Annotated in this window: 19 protein-coding genes; 12 read left to right on the forward strand and 7 right to left on the reverse strand. The window is 66.9% G+C overall.

Going from position 1 to position 18,158, the window contains the following annotated elements; all coding sequences use genetic code 11:
* Positions 1-29: 29 nt before the first annotated feature.
* The 5 genes from DXT59_RS06075 to cobC all read left to right on the forward strand — a co-directional run bounded on the left by DXT59_RS06075 (position 30) and on the right by cobC (position 4,499).
* Complete coding sequence (locus DXT59_RS06075; protein WP_116136144.1) at positions 30-1,040, forward strand: FecCD family ABC transporter permease; 1,011 nt, start codon at positions 30-32, stop codon at positions 1,038-1,040.
* On the forward strand, positions 1,037-1,852 hold the full coding sequence (locus DXT59_RS06080) for an ABC transporter ATP-binding protein (RefSeq protein ID WP_116136026.1): 816 nt from the start codon (positions 1,037-1,039) through the stop codon (positions 1,850-1,852). The genes DXT59_RS06075 and DXT59_RS06080 overlap by 4 nt, the downstream gene beginning before the upstream one ends.
* A 183-nt stretch (positions 1,853-2,035) precedes the next feature.
* Positions 2,036-3,091 carry a nicotinate-nucleotide--dimethylbenzimidazole phosphoribosyltransferase gene (cobT, locus tag DXT59_RS06085; RefSeq protein WP_116136027.1) on the forward strand — a complete coding sequence of 352 codons (1,056 nt, stop codon included), beginning with the start codon at positions 2,036-2,038 and terminating at the stop codon, positions 3,089-3,091.
* Positions 3,088-3,918, forward strand: coding sequence for an adenosylcobinamide-GDP ribazoletransferase (locus DXT59_RS06090; RefSeq protein ID WP_116136028.1), 831 nt, complete (start codon positions 3,088-3,090; stop codon positions 3,916-3,918). The genes cobT and DXT59_RS06090 overlap by 4 nt, the downstream gene beginning before the upstream one ends.
* Positions 3,903-4,499 carry an alpha-ribazole phosphatase gene (cobC, locus tag DXT59_RS06095; RefSeq protein ID WP_116136029.1) on the forward strand — a complete coding sequence of 199 codons (597 nt, stop codon included), beginning with the start codon at positions 3,903-3,905 and terminating at the stop codon, positions 4,497-4,499. Before DXT59_RS06090 ends, cobC begins: the two co-directional genes overlap by 16 nt.
* A 31-nt stretch (positions 4,500-4,530) precedes the next feature.
* Here the strand turns inward: cobC and DXT59_RS06100 are convergent, their stop codons facing one another.
* Both DXT59_RS06100 and cobU read right to left on the reverse strand, forming a co-directional pair.
* The gene (locus tag DXT59_RS06100; RefSeq protein ID WP_116136030.1) at positions 4,531-5,484 is read right to left on the reverse strand and encodes a cobalamin-binding protein; all 954 of its coding nucleotides are present in this window, start codon (positions 5,482-5,484) and stop codon (positions 4,531-4,533) included.
* Positions 5,481-6,041: a bifunctional adenosylcobinamide kinase/adenosylcobinamide-phosphate guanylyltransferase gene (cobU, locus tag DXT59_RS06105; RefSeq protein ID WP_116136031.1), complete on the reverse strand. Its 561-nt coding sequence runs from the start codon at positions 6,039-6,041 to the stop codon at positions 5,481-5,483. Before cobU ends, DXT59_RS06100 begins: the two co-directional genes overlap by 4 nt.
* A 105-nt stretch (positions 6,042-6,146) precedes the next feature.
* On the opposite strand from cobU, the gene DXT59_RS06110 reads away from it, so the two are divergent.
* The 4 genes from DXT59_RS06110 to DXT59_RS06125 all read left to right on the forward strand — a co-directional run bounded on the left by DXT59_RS06110 (position 6,147) and on the right by DXT59_RS06125 (position 8,281).
* Entirely contained in the window at positions 6,147-6,704 is a 558-nt protein-coding gene (locus DXT59_RS06110; protein ID WP_116136145.1) for an RNA polymerase sigma factor, read from the forward strand.
* A 12-nt stretch (positions 6,705-6,716) separates the two neighbouring features.
* The gene (locus DXT59_RS06115) at positions 6,717-7,025 is read left to right on the forward strand and encodes a hypothetical protein (protein WP_116136032.1); all 309 of its coding nucleotides are present in this window, start codon (positions 6,717-6,719) and stop codon (positions 7,023-7,025) included.
* A gap of 2 nt (positions 7,026-7,027) precedes the next feature.
* A complete protein-coding gene (locus tag DXT59_RS06120) occupies positions 7,028-7,324 on the forward strand; it encodes a 4Fe-4S dicluster domain-containing protein (protein WP_116136033.1) in 297 nt (98 codons plus the stop codon).
* Between the two features lie 63 nt (positions 7,325-7,387).
* Positions 7,388-8,281, forward strand: a complete 894-nt coding sequence (locus tag DXT59_RS06125; RefSeq protein WP_116136034.1) for an SDR family oxidoreductase — start codon at positions 7,388-7,390, stop codon at positions 8,279-8,281.
* A gap of 4 nt (positions 8,282-8,285) precedes the next feature.
* Here the strand turns inward: DXT59_RS06125 and DXT59_RS06130 are convergent, their stop codons facing one another.
* Positions 8,286-8,705 (reverse strand): PaaI family thioesterase, encoded by a 420-nt coding sequence (locus tag DXT59_RS06130; RefSeq protein WP_116136035.1) that lies wholly within the window; start codon positions 8,703-8,705, stop codon positions 8,286-8,288.
* Positions 8,706-8,872: 167 nt separating this feature from the next.
* On the opposite strand from DXT59_RS06130, the gene DXT59_RS06135 reads away from it, so the two are divergent.
* Positions 8,873-9,496, forward strand: coding sequence for a ParA family protein (locus DXT59_RS06135; RefSeq protein WP_116136036.1), 624 nt, complete (start codon positions 8,873-8,875; stop codon positions 9,494-9,496).
* 22 nt (positions 9,497-9,518) lie between these two features.
* On the opposite strand, the gene panD is transcribed toward DXT59_RS06135, so the two are convergent.
* The 4 genes from panD to DXT59_RS06155 form a co-directional block, all read right to left on the reverse strand.
* Positions 9,519-9,905, reverse strand: a complete 387-nt coding sequence (gene panD / locus DXT59_RS06140) for an aspartate 1-decarboxylase (protein ID WP_116136146.1) — start codon at positions 9,903-9,905, stop codon at positions 9,519-9,521.
* A gap of 28 nt (positions 9,906-9,933) precedes the next feature.
* On the reverse strand, positions 9,934-10,767 hold the full coding sequence (panC, locus tag DXT59_RS06145; protein WP_116136037.1) for a pantoate--beta-alanine ligase: 834 nt from the start codon (positions 10,765-10,767) through the stop codon (positions 9,934-9,936).
* Positions 10,768-10,885: 118 nt separating this feature from the next.
* Complete coding sequence (locus DXT59_RS06150; protein ID WP_116136038.1) at positions 10,886-11,755, reverse strand: segregation and condensation protein A; 870 nt, start codon at positions 11,753-11,755, stop codon at positions 10,886-10,888.
* 2 nt (positions 11,756-11,757) lie between these two features.
* On the reverse strand, positions 11,758-11,946 hold the full coding sequence (locus DXT59_RS06155; RefSeq protein ID WP_116136039.1) for a DUF3460 family protein: 189 nt from the start codon (positions 11,944-11,946) through the stop codon (positions 11,758-11,760).
* A gap of 408 nt (positions 11,947-12,354) precedes the next feature.
* On the opposite strand from DXT59_RS06155, the gene DXT59_RS06160 reads away from it, so the two are divergent.
* Together DXT59_RS06160 and DXT59_RS06165 are read left to right on the forward strand one after the other, a co-directional pair.
* On the forward strand, positions 12,355-14,040 hold the full coding sequence (locus DXT59_RS06160) for an autotransporter assembly complex protein TamA (RefSeq protein ID WP_116136147.1): 1,686 nt from the start codon (positions 12,355-12,357) through the stop codon (positions 14,038-14,040).
* Between the two features lie 35 nt (positions 14,041-14,075).
* Complete coding sequence (locus DXT59_RS06165; protein ID WP_116136040.1) at positions 14,076-18,134, forward strand: translocation/assembly module TamB domain-containing protein; 4,059 nt, start codon at positions 14,076-14,078, stop codon at positions 18,132-18,134.
* Positions 18,135-18,158 lie beyond the last annotated feature (24 nt).

The following is an 18,158-nucleotide window of genomic DNA, read 5'->3' on the forward strand; positions in this document are numbered from 1 at the left end:
ACCTATCGGCCTCGCGCGCGCATGCAGTGATGACGGCTAGGCGGGCCGCGCTCGTATGGATCGTCCTCGCGTTGGCCGCGCTCGTCGTATTCACGGCCGCGCTGATGCTCGGCAGCGTCCCCGTGCCGCCCGCTCGCGCCTTGCTTGCGTTGGTGCATTGGCCCACGCACGACGGCGCGGGCCCCGACCTTGCCGGCGAAATCGTGCGCACGCTGCGCCTGCCGCGCGCCCTCGCGGGGTTCGGGTGCGGGGCGTTGCTCGCCCTTGCCGGCGCGCTGCTGCAGGTGCTGCTACGCAACCCGCTGGCCGAGCCTTATGTGCTCGGCGTCTCGGGCGGTGCGGCCGCGTTCGCGGTGGCGGCGCTCCTCGCCGGCGGAGCGTGGTGGCTCGTCGATCTCGCCTCGTTCGGCGGCGCCGTGCTGTCGGTCGCGCTCGTATTGGGTCTCGCGCGCCGCGAGTTTTGGCGCGGCGAGCCGCAAGAAGCGTCGCCTCGGCTGCTGCTGACGGGTGTCGTCGTCGCGACGGGGTGGGGCGCTCTGATCACGCTTCTCATCGCGCTGGCGCCCGACGACCGGTTGCGCGGCATCGTGTTTTGGCTGACCGGCGATTTGAACGGCGCGGCCAATCCTAGCTGGGCGCTCGCCGCCCTCGTACTCGCGCTCGCGGTGTGCTTGCCCGTCGCGCCGCAACTGAACGTGCTGTTGCGCGGCGATGCGCTGGCCGCATCGCTCGGCGTCCCCGCGACGCGGCTGCGGCTGCGTATTTATCTCGTGGCCTCGCTCGCCGCCGCCGCCAGCGTCACGACGGCAGGCACGATCGGTTTCGTCGGCCTCGTGGTGCCGCATGCGTTGCGGCTCGTGCTCGGCAACGACCAGCGCATGCTCGTCCCGGCCAGCGCGCTGGCCGGCGGCGTGGCGGTTATGAGCGCAGATCTCGCCGCGCGCACGGTCATCGCGCCGGCGCAATTGCCGGTCGGCGTCGTGACCGCGCTCGTGGGCGTTCCCGTCTTTCTGTGGATGCTCGGTTCCGTCCGTCGATGAAATCGCTGACCCCGATCGATCCCGAACGCCGTCCCGCGTCCCTTGGGGCGCAGCATTTGACGTTGCGCGCCGGCTCGCGCACGCTGCTCGAGGACTTCACGCACACGTTCTATCCCGGCGAGATCTGGTGCATCGCCGGGCCGAACGGCGCGGGCAAGACCACGTTGCTGACGACGCTCGCCGGCCTGGCGCGGCCGGCCGGCGGCCGCGTGGCAGTAGACGGCGAGGACATCGAGGCATGGCCCGCCGCGGCGCTCGCGCGGCGGCGCGCATTGATGCCGCAGACGTCGCACGATGCGTTCGGCGCGAGCGTGCTCGACATCGTCTTGCTCAATCGTTTTCCGCATTTGACGGGCTGGGGATGGGAGGGGCCGGCCGACCGGGCGGCCGCGCTCGCGGCGCTGGCGCGCGTCGGGCTCGATGCGTTTGCCTCGCGCAACGTCCTATCGCTCTCGGGGGGAGAGCGCCAGCGCGTTGCGCTCGCCGCGGCGCTGTGCCAGGATGCGCCGCTGCTGCTGCTGGACGAGCCGCTCGCATTTCTCGATTGGCATCACCAGATCGAGTGCATGAACGCGCTGGTGCAATGGTCTCGGGCGTTGCCGCGTACGATCGTGTTTTCGTGCCACGACTTGAATCTCGCCCGGCGTTTCGCGACCCATGCGCTGTTGCTCGACGGCAACGGCAACGCGTATCCCGGCGCCGCGCGCGAAGTACTCGCGCCGGCGCTCGCGAGCCGTGTCTTCGGTTATCCGATGGTGCTGATCGAGCAGGGCGGCTACGAGGCGCTGGTGCCCGCGTTGCCCGCTCAGTGATCCCGGCGGCGCGCGGCGTGCCAGATAGTGACTCCGCCACAGCCGGCCGGGCCGCGTGGCGGTTTTACCGAATTGTGGTCAACCCGTGCATGCGAGTATGGTGAGTCCTTCGCTGAGCGCGATCAGGCCTTTTATGCGAGAGTCTCGCCGGCCTCGCAATCAGCTTCGATATTTGAACCGAGTATGAACGCATCACTTCCTTTGCCCATCGTCGAACCGCTCGATCGCTCGCTGCGCGGCGCGCTTTCGCACATGATCGACAACAAGACGAAGCCGCTCGGCAGTCTCGGTATGCTCGAGGTGCTCGCGCGTCAAATGGGCATGATCCAGCAGAGCACGCGTCCCACCGTCGAGCGCCCGGCCATGATCGTCTTCGCCGGCGACCACGGCATCGTGCAGGAGGGCGTGAGCCCCTATCCTCAGGAAGTCACGGCACAAATGGTGGCCAACTTCCTGACGGGCGGGGCGGCGATCAACGCGATCAGCCGCGTGTCCGAGGTGGCGCTCGAAGTCGTCAATGCGGGCGTCGCGACGCCCATCGCGCCGTTGCCCGGACTCATCGATGTGCCGATTCGCCCCGGTACGCGCAATTTCGCCCACGGGCCCGCGATGACGCGCGAGGAAGCCCTTGCGGCAATGCGTGCGGGGGCGGCGCGCGTACGTCACCATGCGGCGCTCGGCACGAACGTGATCGGCTTCGGCGAAATGGGAATCGGTAATACGTCGTCGGCCGCATGTTTGATGAGCCGGCTGTGCGGCGTGCCCATCGATGACTGCGTGGGCCGCGGCACCGGTCTCGACAATGCGGGCCTTGCGCGCAAGCGCAATGTTCTAGCGAACGCACTCGCGCTGCATAGCGGCGTGAGCGGGCCGATCGACGTGCTGGCCACGTTCGGCGGATTCGAAATTGCGATGATGACGGGCGCCTACCTGGCCGCCGCCGAGGCGAAGATGACGATCCTCGTCGATGGCTTCATCGCTACGTCGGCGCTGGTCGTGGCGGACGCGATCGCGCCGGCCGTGCGCGATTACTGCGTCTTCGCGCATCTGTCCAATGAGGCCGGCCATCGGCGCATGCTCGATTACTTCGGCGCGAAGCCTTTGCTGTCGCTCGATATGCGGCTCGGCGAAGGGACGGGCGCGGCGCTCGCCGTGCCGGTGTTGCGCGCGGCCGTCGCGGTCCTGAGCGATATGGCCAGCTTCGAATCGGCCGGCGTCGCTGGCCCCGAGGTTCGATGAAAGAAGAGCGATCGACGAGCGCATTAGCCGCTGTGCCGAACGACGGCGCCGCAGCGCTCGCGCACCGCGCGTTTTGGCGCAAGCAGGCGCGATATGTCCTCGCCGCGCTCGGCTACTTCACCCGTATCCCCATCCCGCGGTCGATCGCGCTCGACGCGGACGATCTCGCCGGCGCGGCGCGTTACTTTCCGCTCGCGGGGGCGCTCGTCGGAGCGTGGGGAGCGCTGATCTACCTCAGCGCAATGCGCGTCTTCCCCGCCGGTGTCTCGGTGTTGCTGTCGATGATCGGCACGCTCGCCGCCACTGGGGCATTGCATGAAGACGGGCTGGCCGATTGTTGCGACGGCTTCGGTGGGGCGGCGAGCCGCGACGATGCGCTGCGCATCATGCGCGATCCGCGCCTCGGCGCGTTCGGCGCGATCGGGCTTATGATGGCGCTCGCGCTCAAGTGGCAGACACTGGCCGCGCTGCCTGCGGCGACCGTCGCGTGGACGATGGTGGGCGCGCATGCCGCGAGCCGGGCGCTGGCCGTCAGCTATCTGGCCACGCACGAGTACGCGCGCGAGCAGGGCAAGGCCAAGCCGGTCGCGCAGCGTATGTCCCCGCGTGCGCTTAGCGTCGCCCTTGCGCTCGGTCTCGTGTGGCTTGCCATGCCGGACTGGCGAGCGGGAGTGGCCGGGCTCGCGCTCGCGTTGGTTCTACGCTTTTTATTGGGCCGGTATTTCACGCGCCGGCTCGGCGGCTATACGGGCGACTGTCTCGGATTCGCCCAGCAGAGCTTCGAACTCGTTTTCTACTTGACCGCACTCGCGTGGACCTCGTTCTGATCCGCCACCCGGCGCCCGCCATCGAAGCCGGCATCTGCTACGGAAGCACCGATGTGCCGTTGGCCGGCGATGCGGCCGAGTCGGCTCGTGCGCTCGCCGCCCGTCTCGCGGCGCTGGCCGTACCGCCGCCGTCGCGTTTCGCGACGAGTCCTTTACGTCGCTGCGCCGATGTCGCCCACCGGCTCGCGCTGCTGCTCGGCAAAGCGTGCGGCAGCGATATCCGCCTGCGGGAGATCGATTTCGGCGCATGGGAAGGGCAGCGCTGGGACGCGATCGATCGCGCGGCGCTCGACGCCTGGAGCGCCGATCTGCGTCATGCGCGTGCTCACGGCGGCGAGAGCGTCGCGCAATTCGAGGCGCGTGTCGATGCGTGGCTCGCGATGTGCCGCGAACCGGCGGCTGCATCCGGCGCGAGCGTACTGGCCGTGACGCATGCGGGCGTCATGCGCATGATTGCGGCGCTACTGCTCGGCGAGTCGATCGAGACGACCCTCAAATGGCCGCTCGAGATGGCCGCCGTCGTGTGGTTCCAGCGTGGCGAGCACGCGGGCGATTGGCGGCTGTTGCATTGGAATGTCTGACCGGGCCGAGCCGCGACGGTGACGTCGCGCCTCAGTGCGCGCCCGAAGCGTCGGCGCCCGGCCTGCGCGCTCGCGCAAGATCCAAATCGCGGCACAGTGCTTCGGCGCCTTGCGCGAGACGCGGCGCGGGCCGCGTGATCAGATCGCCGTCGATCGCGAACAAATTGCCGCGCGCGACGGCCGTCATGCGTGGCCAGGCGCGCCATGCCGCAAGGCTCGGCAGCACCGCATCGGGCTTCGTTGCGCCCGCGCTCGCGGTGACGATCGCTTCGGGATCGGCCGCGACGACCGCTTCCGTCGATACCGTCGGTACGAGCGGCGCGAGGTTCGCAAAGACGTTGCGTCCGCCGCATAGCGCGATGACGTCGCTGATGATTTGGGCGCCGTTCAACGTCATGAGCGGATCGGCCCATGCCTCGTAAAACACGCTGACGGGCGAGCGCCGCTCGTAGCGGGCGCGCAGCGCGGCGATCTTGCCGCGATAGTCGGCGGCCGCCGCTTGCGCTTGGCTTGCGGTGCCCATCAGCGTGCCGAGCGCGATCAAATCGGTGGCGACGTCGTCGATTTTGTGCGGCTCGCTCCGATACAAGGCAATGCCGAGTTCCCGCAGACGATCGAGTTGGCGTTGACTATTGCCGTGGCGCCAGACGATGACGAGGTCGGGCCTCAAGGCGGCAATGCGTTCGAGATCGAGCGTCGTATTCGTACCCACGCGCGGCAGCGTTTTCGCGGCACTTGGATAATCGCTGTAGGAGACGGCGCCGACGAGCTTGGCGCCGCCGCCGGCCGCATAGACCAGCTCGACTGCGTGCGGCGCGAGCGCAACGATGCGCTCGGCCGGCGCGGCGAGCGTGACGCGCTGGCCCCCGTCGTCGGTGACTGTGACCGAGGCCTGAGCCGAACGCGCGCCGAGCGCCGCAAGCGCGCATCCGAAGACCAACGCGGCAGCATGCCGCACCACGCCCGCATGCGCCGCGGCCTTCATTGGGGCCGCCCGCTTTTGACGGTCATCGGCAGGCCCGCCACCATCAGCGTGACCTCGCGAGCGATCGCCGCGACGCGTTGATTGAGCCGCCCCAGTTCGTCGACGTATTGGCGCGTCATCGCACCCATCGGTACGACGCCCATGCCGATTTCGTTGCTGACGACGATGAGCGGCCCCTTGGCTTGCAAAAGCGCGGTTTCGAGCGCATCCGCGCGGGCCGCGTAGTCGCGCGCCGGTTCCCCATCGGCCGGGCAGAGGACATTGGCGAGCCAAAGCGTGAGGCAGTCGAGCAAGATGCACGTGCGGCCGTCGTCGGCTTGCGCGATCGCGCCGGCCAGATCGACACCCGCTTCGACCACCCGCCAATGCGCGGGCCGACGGGCTCGATGCTGAGCGATGCGTGCGGCAAATTCGGCGTCGCCCGTCTCGCGCGCCGTCGCGACATAGGTGACGGGCGCGGTCAGTTCTGCCGCGCGCGCATGCGCAAGCTGCTCGGCGTGGCGGCTTTTGCCCGAGCGGGCGCCGCCGAGCACGAAGGTAAGGTCGGATAAGCTCATGGCTCGATTGTATCGAGGCTGGCGCAAATTTTTTTCGCTTGCCCACAATATTCGCGTGCCTGAAACGTCTTCAGAGGCATGCAATCGCCATCCACTTCGCGCACGATGACCGACCCAGACCGCGACATCACCGCGATAGTGATGCTTGAACGAACGAGGCTGGTGAACTTCATCCGGCGCCGCATACGCGACCCGGACGATGCCGAGGACATCCTCCAGGACGTGTTTCACGAATTCGTTCAGGCGTACCGGCTTCCCGCACCCATCGAACAGGCGAGCGCGTGGCTTTTTCGCACGGCGCGCAACCGGATCATCGATCGTTTCCGCAAGAAGCGGGAGCAGCCGCTGGCCGATCTGTCCGAGCCCGACGACGATCCGGACGGCGAGTATCGCCTGGACCTCGCACTGCCGGCGCACGACGCGGGCCCCGAAGCGCGTTACGCCCGAACGGTCTTGCTCAAGGCCTTGCAGGACGCGCTCGACGAGTTGCCGCCGAATCAACGCGAGGTGTTTATCGCGCACGAACTGGAGGGCCGCTCGTTCAAGGAGCTGGCCGCGCAAAGCGGCGTCGCGCTCAACACGTTGCTCGCGCGCAAGCGCTACGCGGTCTTGCATCTGCGCGGCAGATTGCAGCCCGTTTATGACGAATTGGACAATCTTTAAAGGAGTCGACGGATGAGTTTTCGAATCAGATGTGTGGGCAAAGCCGTGTTTGCGGTCATTGCCATCGGTGTGCTCGGATGGGTCGTCATGATGTTGTGGAATTGGGTGACGCCGGCGCTCTTCGCCGGCGCCCGCACGATCGACTTCGCCCACGCGCTGGGCCTGCTCGTGTTGAGCCGCATCTTGTTCGGCGGCTTCCGCGGACACCGCGGCTGGCACGGCCGGCGCCATTGGCGCAAATGGGAAGCCATGACCCCCGAGGAGCGCGAGCGCTTCCGGATGGCGGGCCGCTCGGGCGGCGACGAGCGCACGGGAGCGTGAACATGCGCGAGAAATCGGCGAGCGAGTGCAAACAGGAGCCCGGCGTCATTGCGCCGGTCGTCAATCTGAAACGGTGCGAAGGCAAGGGCGATTGCGTGACCGTGTGCCCGGAGAACGTGTTCGAGATCCGGCGTATCGATGCAGCCGATTACCGCGGCCTCGATCTCATGCATCGCTTGAAGCAGCGGGTGCACGGAATGAAAGTCGCCTACACGCCGAACGCGCACGCCTGCCGGTCTTGCGGGCTTTGCGTTGCGGCGTGCCCCGAACGCGCCATCACGCTCGCTCGAACGGCGTAGCGTGCTCGGCCTTCGCCGATCGACATCGGCCAACCCCGTTCAACTCATCGTGCAAGAGCAAGCATGCGACAGATAAGAAAAATCGCCGTCGTCGGCGCAACGGGCCGTCTCGGCGCACCGGTCGTCGCGGAGCTGGCAAAGACCTTTCAGGTACGGGCGATCGTGCGTTCTCCGGAGACGGCGAGGGCCAAGCTGCCGCCCAATGTCGAAATCGTCCGAGGCGATTTACGCGATGTTGCAAGCCTGCGCGCCGGCCTCGACGCGATGGACGCTATCTATCTCAATCTCGCGACCGAGACGGCGCAGTTGAACCTGCCGTTCTACGAGGAGCGCGAGGGCGTCCGAAATCTGATCGCCGCGACGCAAGGGCTGGACATCCAGTACATCGCGAAGATCGGCGCATTGGGCGCTTACCCGCCGGCCGTGGCGACCATGAAAAACAACATGGTGCCGAACCTGATCCGGATGCAGGGGCACGAGATCATCGCAGCCTCCGGGATCCCCCACACGTTCTTCGCGCCGACTCATTTCATGGAGCTCCTGCCGAACATGATTCAAAAGCGCGCGCTCCAATGGATCGGAAACACGAGCGTGAAAGTCTATTGGATCAGCGCGGCCGACTATGCGCGGCAAGTAGTCAAAGCCTTTCAGCACCCCGCGGCGATGCCCGAGCACTGTCCCGTCCAAGGACCTGAAGCCCTCTCCGTGAAGGAGGCGATGGAGCAATTCGTGCGGAACTACGACCCTGCGTTGAAAATCCGTGTGGCGCCGCTATGGGTGATCAAAGCGCTCGGCCTCGTCAGCCCCAGGATGAAGTTCGTCGCCCATTTGTTTGCCTATTTCGGCAACCATGAAGATCCGTTCTATGCGGACGGAACTTGGCGCGAACTAGGTAAGCCGGCGACCACGCTCGAAATGTTCGCCAAAGGCTTGCGGCAGACCCCGACAGCCCGATGACCGCCTAAGCGAGAATCATCTGCGTGCAGCGGAACAGCGCGATCGTGTGGCCGTCGGGATCGAAGACGCTCGCGTCCCACACGTGCGTGCTGCGGCCGAGGTGAACGGCGCTCGCGACGGCGCGCACGGTCCCCGCTCGGCAAGTGCCGAGAAAATTGCTTTTGAGCTCGATGGTCGTGAACCCGCGCGCGTGTTCGGGCAGATGCGCCATGCACGCATAGCCGCAGCAGGTATCGGCCAAGCCGATGACGGTCGCCGCGTGCAAATAGCCGTTGGGCGCCAGCAGTTGCGGCCGCACGGCCAGCTTACCCGTCAGCGTGCCTTGCCCGAGCGCGACGATGCGTACGCCGAGCAGATCGGGCAACGTGCCCTGCTGATGTTCATGAATGGTCTCAATCGTGTAATCGGGGCGTAGCGTCGACATCGAGAGAACCTCCTGGCGGCCGAATTTGCCGATATTATCGGGACCTGCGATGCTTTTTGATAGCTTAGCGGGCGGATAAAGGGCGAATAAGCATGCCCGAAGCAATCGGCCCGGCGGCGTAACCGGTTAACCGGCCGTATCCAGCGGTCTTCTACTCGGGAGTGTTCATGACGGTGATCGTGGTAGCGAACCCCAAAGGCGGCGTGGGCAAGAGCACGTTGTCGACGAACTTGGCGGGCGCCTTCGCGGCGAACGGCGAATGGGTGGCGCTGGCCGACCTCGATCGGCAGCAATCGTCGCATGGCTGGCTGGCCTTGCGGCCGGAAGCGCTGCCTCCCATCGAAACGTGGCAGGTCGATCCCGACGCGCCGGTCAAGCCGCCCAAGGGGCTCGAGCGCGCGGTCATCGACACGCCGGCAGGCTTGCACGGCGCGCGTCTGGCCGCCGCGCTGGAACTCGCCGATAAGGTCATCGTGCCGTTGCAGCCGTCGATGTTCGACATCCTGGCCACGCAGCATTTCCTCGAGCGGCTAACAAAGGAGAAGGCCGTCCGCAAGGGGGCGATCGAGGTGGGCGTGGTCGGTATGCGCGTCGATGCGCGCACGCGTTCGGCCGAGCAGTTGCACCGCTTCGTCGAAGGACTCGATCTGCCCGTGCTCGGTTTCTTGCGCGATACGCAAAACTACGTCCAACTCGCGGCCCACGGGCTGACGCTTTGGGATGTCCCGCAAAGCCGCGTCGAGAAGGATCTCGAACAGTGGGAGCCGATCTTGGCCTGGGCCGCGAAATAAAACGCAGCCCGCCCCCGCCCGCTTAACTCCAGCTTTGCACGGGCACGTGGCCGCGGCTGCCCTTGATCTTGTTCTCGTCGTCGACGAATACGAGCTTCGGCTCCCAGCCGGCCGCGAGCTCGGCGTCGTCCACGACCGCGAATGCGGCGATGATGACGAGGTCGCCGAGCTGAGCGCGCCGCGCGGCCGAGCCGTTCAGCGAGATCATGCCGCTGCCGCGTTCGCCGCGGATCGCGTACGTCGAAAAGCGCTCGCCGTTGTTGACGTTCCAGACGTCGATTCGCTCGTTCTCCACGATGCCCGACGCGTCGAGCAAATCTTCGTCGATGGCGCACGATCCTTCGTAGTGAAGCTCGCAATGCGTCACGACAGCGCGGTGGATCTTCGATTTCAGCATGTGTCGCTGCATGGTCGTTCCTTCGGACACCGTGGCGGCGTCAGATTTCAAGGTTATCGATAAGGCGCGTCGCGCCGAGCTTGGCGGCCGCCAGCACGACGAGCGGGGCGTCGAGTTCGTGCGCGGCCGGCGCAATCAGGTTCGAGCGCTTGCGCACGGCGATGTAATCGGGCGCCCAGCCCCGCGCCGCCAGGCTTTCCATCGCTTCGCGCTCGATCGCGGCGAAGTCGCGCCGGCCCGATAGAACAGCTTCGCGCACGCGGGCAAGCGTCGCGGCCAGCATCGGTGCTTCGGCGCGCTCCACGTCGGTCAGATAGCGGTTGCGCGAGCTGAGCGCGAGGCCGTCGGCGTCGCGCACCGTTTCGGCGGCCACGATGTCGGTCGGCAGCGCGAACTGCTGGCACATTTGCCGCACGATCATGAGCTGCTGGTAATCCTTCTTGCCGAACACGGCCACGCGCGGTTGTACGCACGACATGAGCTTCATGACGACCGTGCACACGCCCGTGAAAAAGCCGGGGCGGAACTCGCCTTCGAGGATATCGCCGAGGTCGTGCGGCGGATGGACGCGGTACTCCTGCGGCTCCGGATACATATCGCGCTCGGTCGGCGCGAACAGCACGTACACGTTTTCCTTTTGCAGCTTCTCGATATCCGCTTCGAGCGTGCGCGGGTATTTGTCGAAATCCTCGTTCGGTCCAAACTGCAGACGATTGACGAAGATGCTGGCGACGACGGGATCGCCGTGCTGGCGCGCGAGGCGCATCAGCGACAAATGGCCTTCGTGCAGGTTGCCCATGGTCGGGACGAACGCCGTACGGTTCTGGCCGCGCAACTGGTCGCGCAATTCGTGGATCGAGCTGATGACTTTCATCGTACTGAAGGGCGCGACGCCCGCGAAGTTGAAGGCGCGCCGATTGTAGTGGATTTGACGGCCACTGACATCGAAAAAAGACGATCGTTCGATGAGCGGGGCGGGGCGGACGCTCGCGCTAGGCAGGCAGGTATGCGAGACGCACGTATATCGGGGCGAACGGTTCCGGCTGGGTGATTTCGACGAGCGATTCGCGCGCCAGCTCGAGCATGGCGATGAAATTGACGACGACGACGGGCACGCCGCGCGATACATCGAACAGTTCGGAAAATTCGACGAAGCGCGCGTTTTGCAGACGGCGCAGGATCAAGCTCATGTGCTCGCGCACCGAAAGCTCTTCGCGCGAGATCTTGTGATGCTGCACGAGCTTGGCGCGTTTGAGCACGTCGGCCCAAGCGGCGCGCAAATCGTCGATCGCCACGTCGGGAAAGCGCGGCGCCATGCTTTGCTCGATGTAGACCTCGGCGCGCAAGAAGTCCCGCCCCAGTTGAGGCAGTTGATCGAGCCGCTGCGCCGCCAGCTTCATGCGCTCGTATTCGAGCAAGCGCCGGACGAGCTCCGCGCGCGGATCCTCGGGCTCCTCGCCCGTGTCGGCCTTCTTGACCGGCAGCAGCATGCGCGACTTGATCTCGATCAGCATGGCGGCCATCAGCAGATACTCGGACGCCAATTCGAGGTTCGTTTTGCGCAACTGCTCCACGTAGCCGAGGTACTGCGCCGTCACGTCCGCCATCGGAATGTCGAGCACGTTGAAGTTCTGCTTGCGGATCAGATACAGCAACAGATCGAGCGGACCTTCGAACGTTTCGAGAAACACTTCGAGCGCGTCCGGCGGGATGTATAGATCCTGCGGCAGCTTGAACAGCGGCTCGCCGTATAGGCGCGCAAACGCAATGCCGTCGACGGTGTCGGGCGTCGTGTCGGTGGCGGGTGCGGTCAGCGCCGCGTCGGGCGCCCCCGCGCGATGCCCTTCGTCGGCGGCGGTCACGTTCAGAAGTTTTGGTAGTACACGTACGGCGTTTGGTTGACGCGCGAGAGCTGCTGGGCCGAGCGCTCTTCGAGATCGATCGGCTGTTTGTCCCACAGCAGCGCGCGGCCGCGGCGCTGTTCTTCTTCCAACGTCGGCTTTTGCTCTTTCAACTGATTGATGAACTGCGTGATATCCGATTGATACAACATGATCCGGTCATCCTGAAAATAGGGACAGAGCGGCAGCGGGCCGTCTCCAGCAAAGTGGGATTTTAGCGCATGCCGCTCATGCGGAACACTGGCCGGCTTTCGCCGTCGAAGCGGGGCACGCGAATCGTGGGCCGCGGCGCCGGCCGGGGCGGCTGTGCAAGGGGCGGACCTTGGCCATATGGCCGGCATTCGCGCGCGCGATGGCTCGTTCTCCGGCGGTTATGTTCAAATGTCCGCTTTCGTCAGCGTTTTGCCCGTGGCCGGGCGCCAATCAACTCGGGAGGGGGTTTGCGGGGAGTCGTGATTGCTTCGTCTCGCGGCGCGCGGTGTGCAAGGCGCCGGCCCGCGCCGGCCGCGAGAACGTTTTGGCCGTCGGTCGCGTGCGCGCTTGTGCTGGCGCTGGCGTCGATGCCCGCGGCGGCCAAATACGACATCACGATCGATGCGCCGCGCGCCATGCGCAAGCTGCTCGAAAAGCATCTCGATCTCGCGCGCTTCGCGCCGCGCGACGACGTCACCGACGATCAATTCGATTTCCTCGTCACGGCCGCCCCGCAACAAGTGCGCGATTTGGCCGCGACGGACGGCTATTTTTCCCCGATCGTGCGCACCGACGTGCGTACGGCGGCCGAGGGCAAGCGGGCCGTGACGGTGTACGTCGAGCCGGGGCCGCGCACCATCGTCTCGTCGGTCGATCTGAGCTTCGAGGGCCCGGTGCGCACCGAGGAACCGGCGCGGGAAACCGCCGCGCGCTTCGCCTTTTCGCTGCGTACGGGCGACCCCTTCACCCAGGCCGGATGGAGCGATGCCAAGGATGCGGCGCTCAAGGCATTGCAGGCGCGCCGCTATCTGGGTGCCAAGATCGTGCGCTCGCAAGCGCGCATCGATCCGCATACGCGCCAAGCCGCGCTGACGGTGGCGTTCGCGAGCGGCCCCACCTTTACGCTCGGGCCGCTCGACGTATCGGGCGTGCAGCGTTACCCGGGGCGGATCGTGACGAACGTCAATCCGCTCGGAGTCGGTGAGATATACGACGTCGAGCGGATCGCCGAGTTGCAGCGGCAACTGCAGAACACGCCCTATTACGCGAGCGTCGCGATCGACGTCGGCAGCGATACCGCGAAGCCGAACGAGACGCCCATCCACGTGAAGGTCAGCGAGTATCCGTACAACAGCGTGCGCGGCGGGGTTGGGTATGCGACCGATACGGGCGCCCATGTGCAAGGCTCGTACACGTATCTCGATACGTTCGGCGCTGCCTGGCCGCTTTCGGTGCAGGGCCGGCTCGATCAGATCCAGCAATACGGCCAGGTTCAACTGTCGATGCCGCCGGGGCAGCGCGGCTGGGTCAATAGCGCGCTCGCGTCGTACACGAACACGCAGGTGTCGGGTACGCGGATCTACAGCGCGCGCGCCGGTTTGCAGCGGGCGCGCACGGCGCAATTCATCGACTACGCGTATTCCCTGCAGTACTACGCCGACCGCCTCGATCAAAACGCATCGGGGCCGACGACGAGCCATGCGCTCGTGCCGCAGTGGTCGTGGACGCGCCGCAACGTCGACGATCCGCTGTTTCCGCGCAAGGGCAATCTCGTCCACGTCGAGACGGGCTTCGCCGTCAAGGGAATCGCAACCGATCAGACGTTCGTGCGCGGCTATGCGCGCGGCGAACAGTACGTGCCGCTCTTCAAACGCGACCTGTTTCTCGTGCGCGCGGAATTGGGCGGCGTATTCACGAGCGGGAGTTCGAGCGGCATTCCGGCCTCGCTGCTGTTCCGGGCGGGCGGCTCCAATTCCGTCCGCGGATACGGCTTCCAGAGCATCGGCAACAATGTCGACGGCTCGGTGTTGCCGACGAAGTACCTCGTGACTGCCACGGCCGAGTATCAGCACTGGTTTACGCACGATTGGGGCGCGGCCGCTTTCTACGATATCGGTACGGCGACGGATACTTGGGGGGAGCGCGTCTTTTACCCGGGTGCGGGCATCGGCGTGCGCTGGCGCAGCCCCGTCGGTCCGATCAACGTCGATTTGGCCTACGGCATGCGCAACCACAGCGTGCGGCCGTATTTGACGCTAGGCATCGCATTTTGAGCCTCGCGACCGGATAAACGTATGGATCACGACGCATGACGCACGAATCGCCGTCCACACCGCACGAGCCGTCCGACGGCGCCGCGCCGGGGACGGGCGGGCCGGGTGAGTCCGGCGCGCCCGAGCCGCCGCCGAAACGGCGGGTGCGGCGCAGCCGGCGCGCGCTGCGATGGACCGCGCTCGCGCTCGTGCTGGCTATCGTGCTTATCGCGGCGGCGCTTTACGGCGCCGTCGCCACCGAGCCCGGTACGCGGCTCGTTTGGCGGACGGCCGTTGCGGCGACCGGCTCGCGCCTGACCGGCCGGTTCGTCGGCGGCACGCTTGCGCACGGCGTACGCCTCGCAAACGTGCGCTGGCTCGACAGGGCCGGTGCGGCCGGCGCACCGCCGACCGATATTCGCATCGATCGAATCGAGGGGCGCTGGGCGCTGACGCGCTCGCCTTGGCGGCTGACCGTGGATGCGCTCGAGGCGGGGACGATCGACGCGCGGCTCGCCCCCTCGACGAGTACCGCGCCGATGCGCCTGCCGAGCGAGCTGCGTTTGCCGATACAACTGGAGGTCCGCACGCTCGCCCTGGGTAAGCTGATCTTGCGCGACGGTGCGTCGGCGACCGAAATAGACCGGTTGCATGCGCGCGCAAGCAGCGACGGCGTTCATCACACGCTGTCGATCGACGGCTTGGACACGTCTTACGGCGCGCTGGCCGCTCGGCTTTCGCTCGGTGGACAGCGCCCGTTTCCGCTGACGGGCGCGCTGAACGCCTCGGGCGCGCCGGATGGTACGCAGGTGACGTTGGACGCGCGTCTATCGGGCACGCTCGAAGCGCTCGCGGCCGATGTGGCGGCCAGCGGGATGAAGCTGTCCGGCCGCGCGCATATCGAAGCGCAGCCGTTTGCGCCCGTGCCCCTGACGCGTGCGACGATCGCTTTCGATCACGTCGACCCGCGCGTGCTCGACCCGGGCGCGCCGCAGGCCGACCTTTCGCTGGCCGCGACGCTTGCACCGGTGCCGGGCGGCGGGCCGCTCGTGGTTGCGGGGCCTGTTGCGATCGTCAATGCGAAACCCGGGCTGCTCGAGGAGCATCGGCTGCCGCTCGTGCGCGCCGGCGCGGACCTGCGTCTGTCCGCCCGCGAGCAGCGGCTCGACCATCTGACCGTGCAACTCGTGCGCCATGCCACGCTTACGGGGAGCGGCACGTTCGCGGGCGGACGCGGGCAACTCGCACTCGATGCGCGTGCGCTCGATTTGACGACGCTGACCCCGTACGTCCGGCAGACCGCTCTCTCCGGGCCGATCAGGGTCACGCTCGACGGCCCCGCGCAATCGCTTTCGCTCGACTTGGCCGATGAGGCCGCGCGCCTTCGCGCGCGAGCGCGTGTCGCCTTGGAACACGGCCGCATCGCGCTGCACGACGTGCGCATCGACGCGGGCGACGGACGCCTGGAACTAAAGGGCGCGCTGGCGCCCGGCGCATCGGCGCCCGGAGCGTTGTCGAGCTACGACCTCGGTGCGGTCCTGACCAATTTCGATCCGCGCTTGGTGATCGCGGCCGAATTGCCGGGGGTGCACTCGGCCGCGGCTGGCTCGGCTAAGTCCGCGCGCGCGGGGGGCAAGCCGCCCGGCGCCCGCGTCACGGGGCGTTTGAGCGCGGTGGGCACACTCGGCGAACCGTTCTCCACCAAGCTGAAGTTCGAACTCGGCGACAGCGTCTACGACGGCTTCCCGCTGACGGGCGAAGGGACGGTCCAGCTCGCGGGCGCGCGTTTGCTGCCGAGCAACGCCACGCTCTCGATCGCGGGCAACGACGTCGAGCTGCACGGCAGCTTCGGCGGCCCCGGCGACCGGCTTCGCTTTCACGTCGATGCGCCGCAGCTCGATCGGCTCGGCTTCGGCATCGCGGGCACGGTGCTGGCGGACGGCGACCTCACGGGCTCGCTCGCCCATCCCGATGTCACGCTGCGTTACGATGCTCGAGCGGTGGCGATCGGTGCGAACCGGATCGGCGCCGCCACGGGCAGCGCCCGCATTCGGGACGGCGCGACGGGCGCGCTCGAATTCACAACCGACGCGCGCGACGTCCACGCGGGGCCGGTCGATCTGACGACGCTGTCGGCCCACGTCACGGGCACGCGCGGGAAACACGCGTTCGACGCGCAAGCGAAGGGTTCGGTCGGCGCGCGTCCCATCGATATGGCCCTGGCGGGCACGGGCGCGTTGACCGATACGCGCGCGGGTCCGCGCTGGGATGGCATGCTCGCGCGCTTGACGAACCGCGGATTGCCGGGCGTCGAGTTGCAGGCGCCGGTGGCCGTCTCCGCTGGGGGCGAGCGTGTCACGCTGGGCCCGACGCGGCTCGCCATCGAGGGAGCAACGCTCGATCTGAAGTCGATCGTCTACGACCATGGGGCGATCAGTTCGGCGGGCAGCGCTTCGAACCTCTCGGTGGCGCGGTTCATTGCGATCCGGCAAACGCTGACGGGACAGCCGTCGCGGCTCTCGAGCGATCTCGTGTTCGCGGCGGATTGGGACTTCACGCTGGGCCGCACCGCGAGCGGCTATGCCCGGATCGAGCGCCGCAGCGGCGATGCGACGCTTTCGACAGGGTACGGCACGGCCTCGTTCGGCATCACGGCGCTGTCGGCGCGCGTGGACCTGAGCGCGGCCCGCGTGGCCGCGACGGTGCGCGCGGCGGCGAACCGTGTCGGCACGCTCGACGCGAACGTCAGCGCGGGGCTTTCCCCCGATCCGGCGCGAGGCGGCTTATTGGGATTGACCGACGAGGCGCCCTTGGCGGGCAGGCTCGCGTTCGATATTCCCGCCTTGAAGGCGACCGGCGGGCTGTTCGGTCCCAGCTACGTGTTGGACGGCCATCTTGCGCTGAATCTCGTCGTCGCGGGCACGCGGGCAAAGCCCGCGATCTCGGGCGCGCTAGTCGGCGACGATCTCTCGGCGACGCTCGTCGATCAAGGGATCCAATTGAAGGACGGCATCGTGCGCGTGGCGTTGACCGAAAACCTCGTGGACTTGCAGCGCGTCGAGTTTCACGGCGGCGACGGGACGATCCGCGCCACGGGGCGCATTCGGCTCGATAGCGCCGAGCCCGATCTGACGGCGCGCATCGTGGCCGACAAGCTCGAACTGTTCGCGGCGCCCGATCGGCAATTGTCGCTCTCGGGGAGCGCCACGGTCGCGAACGGCGGTCCTGCCGGCGGGCTCGACATCAACGGCAAGTTCACCGTCGACCATGCGCTCTTCGATCTGCCGGAGCAGAGCGCGCCGCGCTTGTCCGACGACGTGGTGATCGTGCGCGATCACGGTTTCGTGCGCGGTTCCCCGCAGCCGGTGGAGCCCACGAATAAGCCGGTCGGCCGGTTTGCCCCCCGTGCGAGCGTCGACATCGATTTGGGCAGCGATTTCCGTTTCCGCGGCCAAGGTGCGGATCTCGGATTGCGCGGTACCGTGACGGCGCTTTCCGCGCCCGATCAACCGCTGCGCGCGATCGGCAACGTGCGGGTGACCGAAGGATCGACCTATACGACCTTCGGCCGCAAGCTCGCGATCGAGAACGGCTATTTCACGTTCAACGGGCCCGTCGCGAATCCCGGCGTCAATATTCTGGCCATGCGACGCAATCAAGAGGTCGAAGCGGGTGTGCAAGTAACGGGTACCGTCCGGGCGCCCATCGTCAAGCTCGTGTCCGAGCCGAACGTAACCGACAACGAAAAGCTCTCGTGGCTCTTGTTCGGCCACGGCACCGATCAGGGCAACAACCTCAGTCAGCAAAGCTCGATGACGACGGCGCTCGCGTTGCTGGGCAGCGCGACGGGCAAGCGCGTGGCGCAGACGTTCGGGCTCGACGAGTTCTCGGTCGGCCGCAGCGACGTGGGGCTCACGGATTCGCAAGTGGTCGCGCTGTCGAAGGCGATCAACGACCGGCTCGTGCTCGGCTATGAGCAAGGCCTGCAATCGGCCAGCAACGCGTTCAAGGCGACGGTCAACTTATCGCGCTTTTGGTCCGTGCTCGTCTATACGGGGACGTTCCAAGGCATGGACGTCAACTACACGCGGCGCTTCGACCGCTGGCGGCGGTGACGCTCCGCGCGATTTTTGCGAAAA

The organism is Trinickia diaoshuihuensis, from assembly GCF_003390925.1.
In the GTDB taxonomy this organism is placed as follows: Bacteria; Pseudomonadota; Gammaproteobacteria; order Burkholderiales; family Burkholderiaceae; genus Trinickia; species Trinickia diaoshuihuensis.

Excerpts from the sequence above, each read along its gene's own strand:
- DXT59_RS06075 (WP_116136144.1), top strand. The coding sequence starts at position 30 with ATGACGGCTAGGCGGGCCGCGCTCGTATGGATCGTCCTCGCGTTGGCC.
- DXT59_RS06080 (WP_116136026.1), top strand. The coding sequence starts at position 1,037 with ATGAAATCGCTGACCCCGATCGATCCCGAACGCCGTCCCGCGTCCCTT.
- cobT (WP_116136027.1), top strand. The coding sequence starts at position 2,036 with ATGAACGCATCACTTCCTTTGCCCATCGTCGAACCGCTCGATCGCTCG.
- DXT59_RS06090 (WP_116136028.1), top strand. The coding sequence starts at position 3,088 with ATGAAAGAAGAGCGATCGACGAGCGCATTAGCCGCTGTGCCGAACGAC.
- DXT59_RS06100 (WP_116136030.1), bottom strand. The coding sequence starts at position 5,484 with ATGAAGGCCGCGGCGCATGCGGGCGTGGTGCGGCATGCTGCCGCGTTG.
- cobU (WP_116136031.1), bottom strand. The coding sequence starts at position 6,041 with ATGAGCTTATCCGACCTTACCTTCGTGCTCGGCGGCGCCCGCTCGGGC.
- DXT59_RS06110 (WP_116136145.1), top strand. The coding sequence starts at position 6,147 with ATGACCGACCCAGACCGCGACATCACCGCGATAGTGATGCTTGAACGA.
- DXT59_RS06115 (WP_116136032.1), top strand. The coding sequence starts at position 6,717 with ATGAGTTTTCGAATCAGATGTGTGGGCAAAGCCGTGTTTGCGGTCATT.
- DXT59_RS06120 (WP_116136033.1), top strand. The coding sequence starts at position 7,028 with ATGCGCGAGAAATCGGCGAGCGAGTGCAAACAGGAGCCCGGCGTCATT.
- DXT59_RS06125 (WP_116136034.1), top strand. The coding sequence starts at position 7,388 with ATGCGACAGATAAGAAAAATCGCCGTCGTCGGCGCAACGGGCCGTCTC.
- DXT59_RS06130 (WP_116136035.1), bottom strand. The coding sequence starts at position 8,705 with ATGTCGACGCTACGCCCCGATTACACGATTGAGACCATTCATGAACAT.
- DXT59_RS06135 (WP_116136036.1), top strand. The coding sequence starts at position 8,873 with ATGACGGTGATCGTGGTAGCGAACCCCAAAGGCGGCGTGGGCAAGAGC.
- panD (WP_116136146.1), bottom strand. The coding sequence starts at position 9,905 with ATGCAGCGACACATGCTGAAATCGAAGATCCACCGCGCTGTCGTGACG.
- panC (WP_116136037.1), bottom strand. The coding sequence starts at position 10,767 with ATGAAAGTCATCAGCTCGATCCACGAATTGCGCGACCAGTTGCGCGGC.
- DXT59_RS06155 (WP_116136039.1), bottom strand. The coding sequence starts at position 11,946 with ATGTTGTATCAATCGGATATCACGCAGTTCATCAATCAGTTGAAAGAG.
- DXT59_RS06160 (WP_116136147.1), top strand. The coding sequence starts at position 12,355 with ATGCCCGCGGCGGCCAAATACGACATCACGATCGATGCGCCGCGCGCC.
- DXT59_RS06165 (WP_116136040.1), top strand. The coding sequence starts at position 14,076 with ATGACGCACGAATCGCCGTCCACACCGCACGAGCCGTCCGACGGCGCC.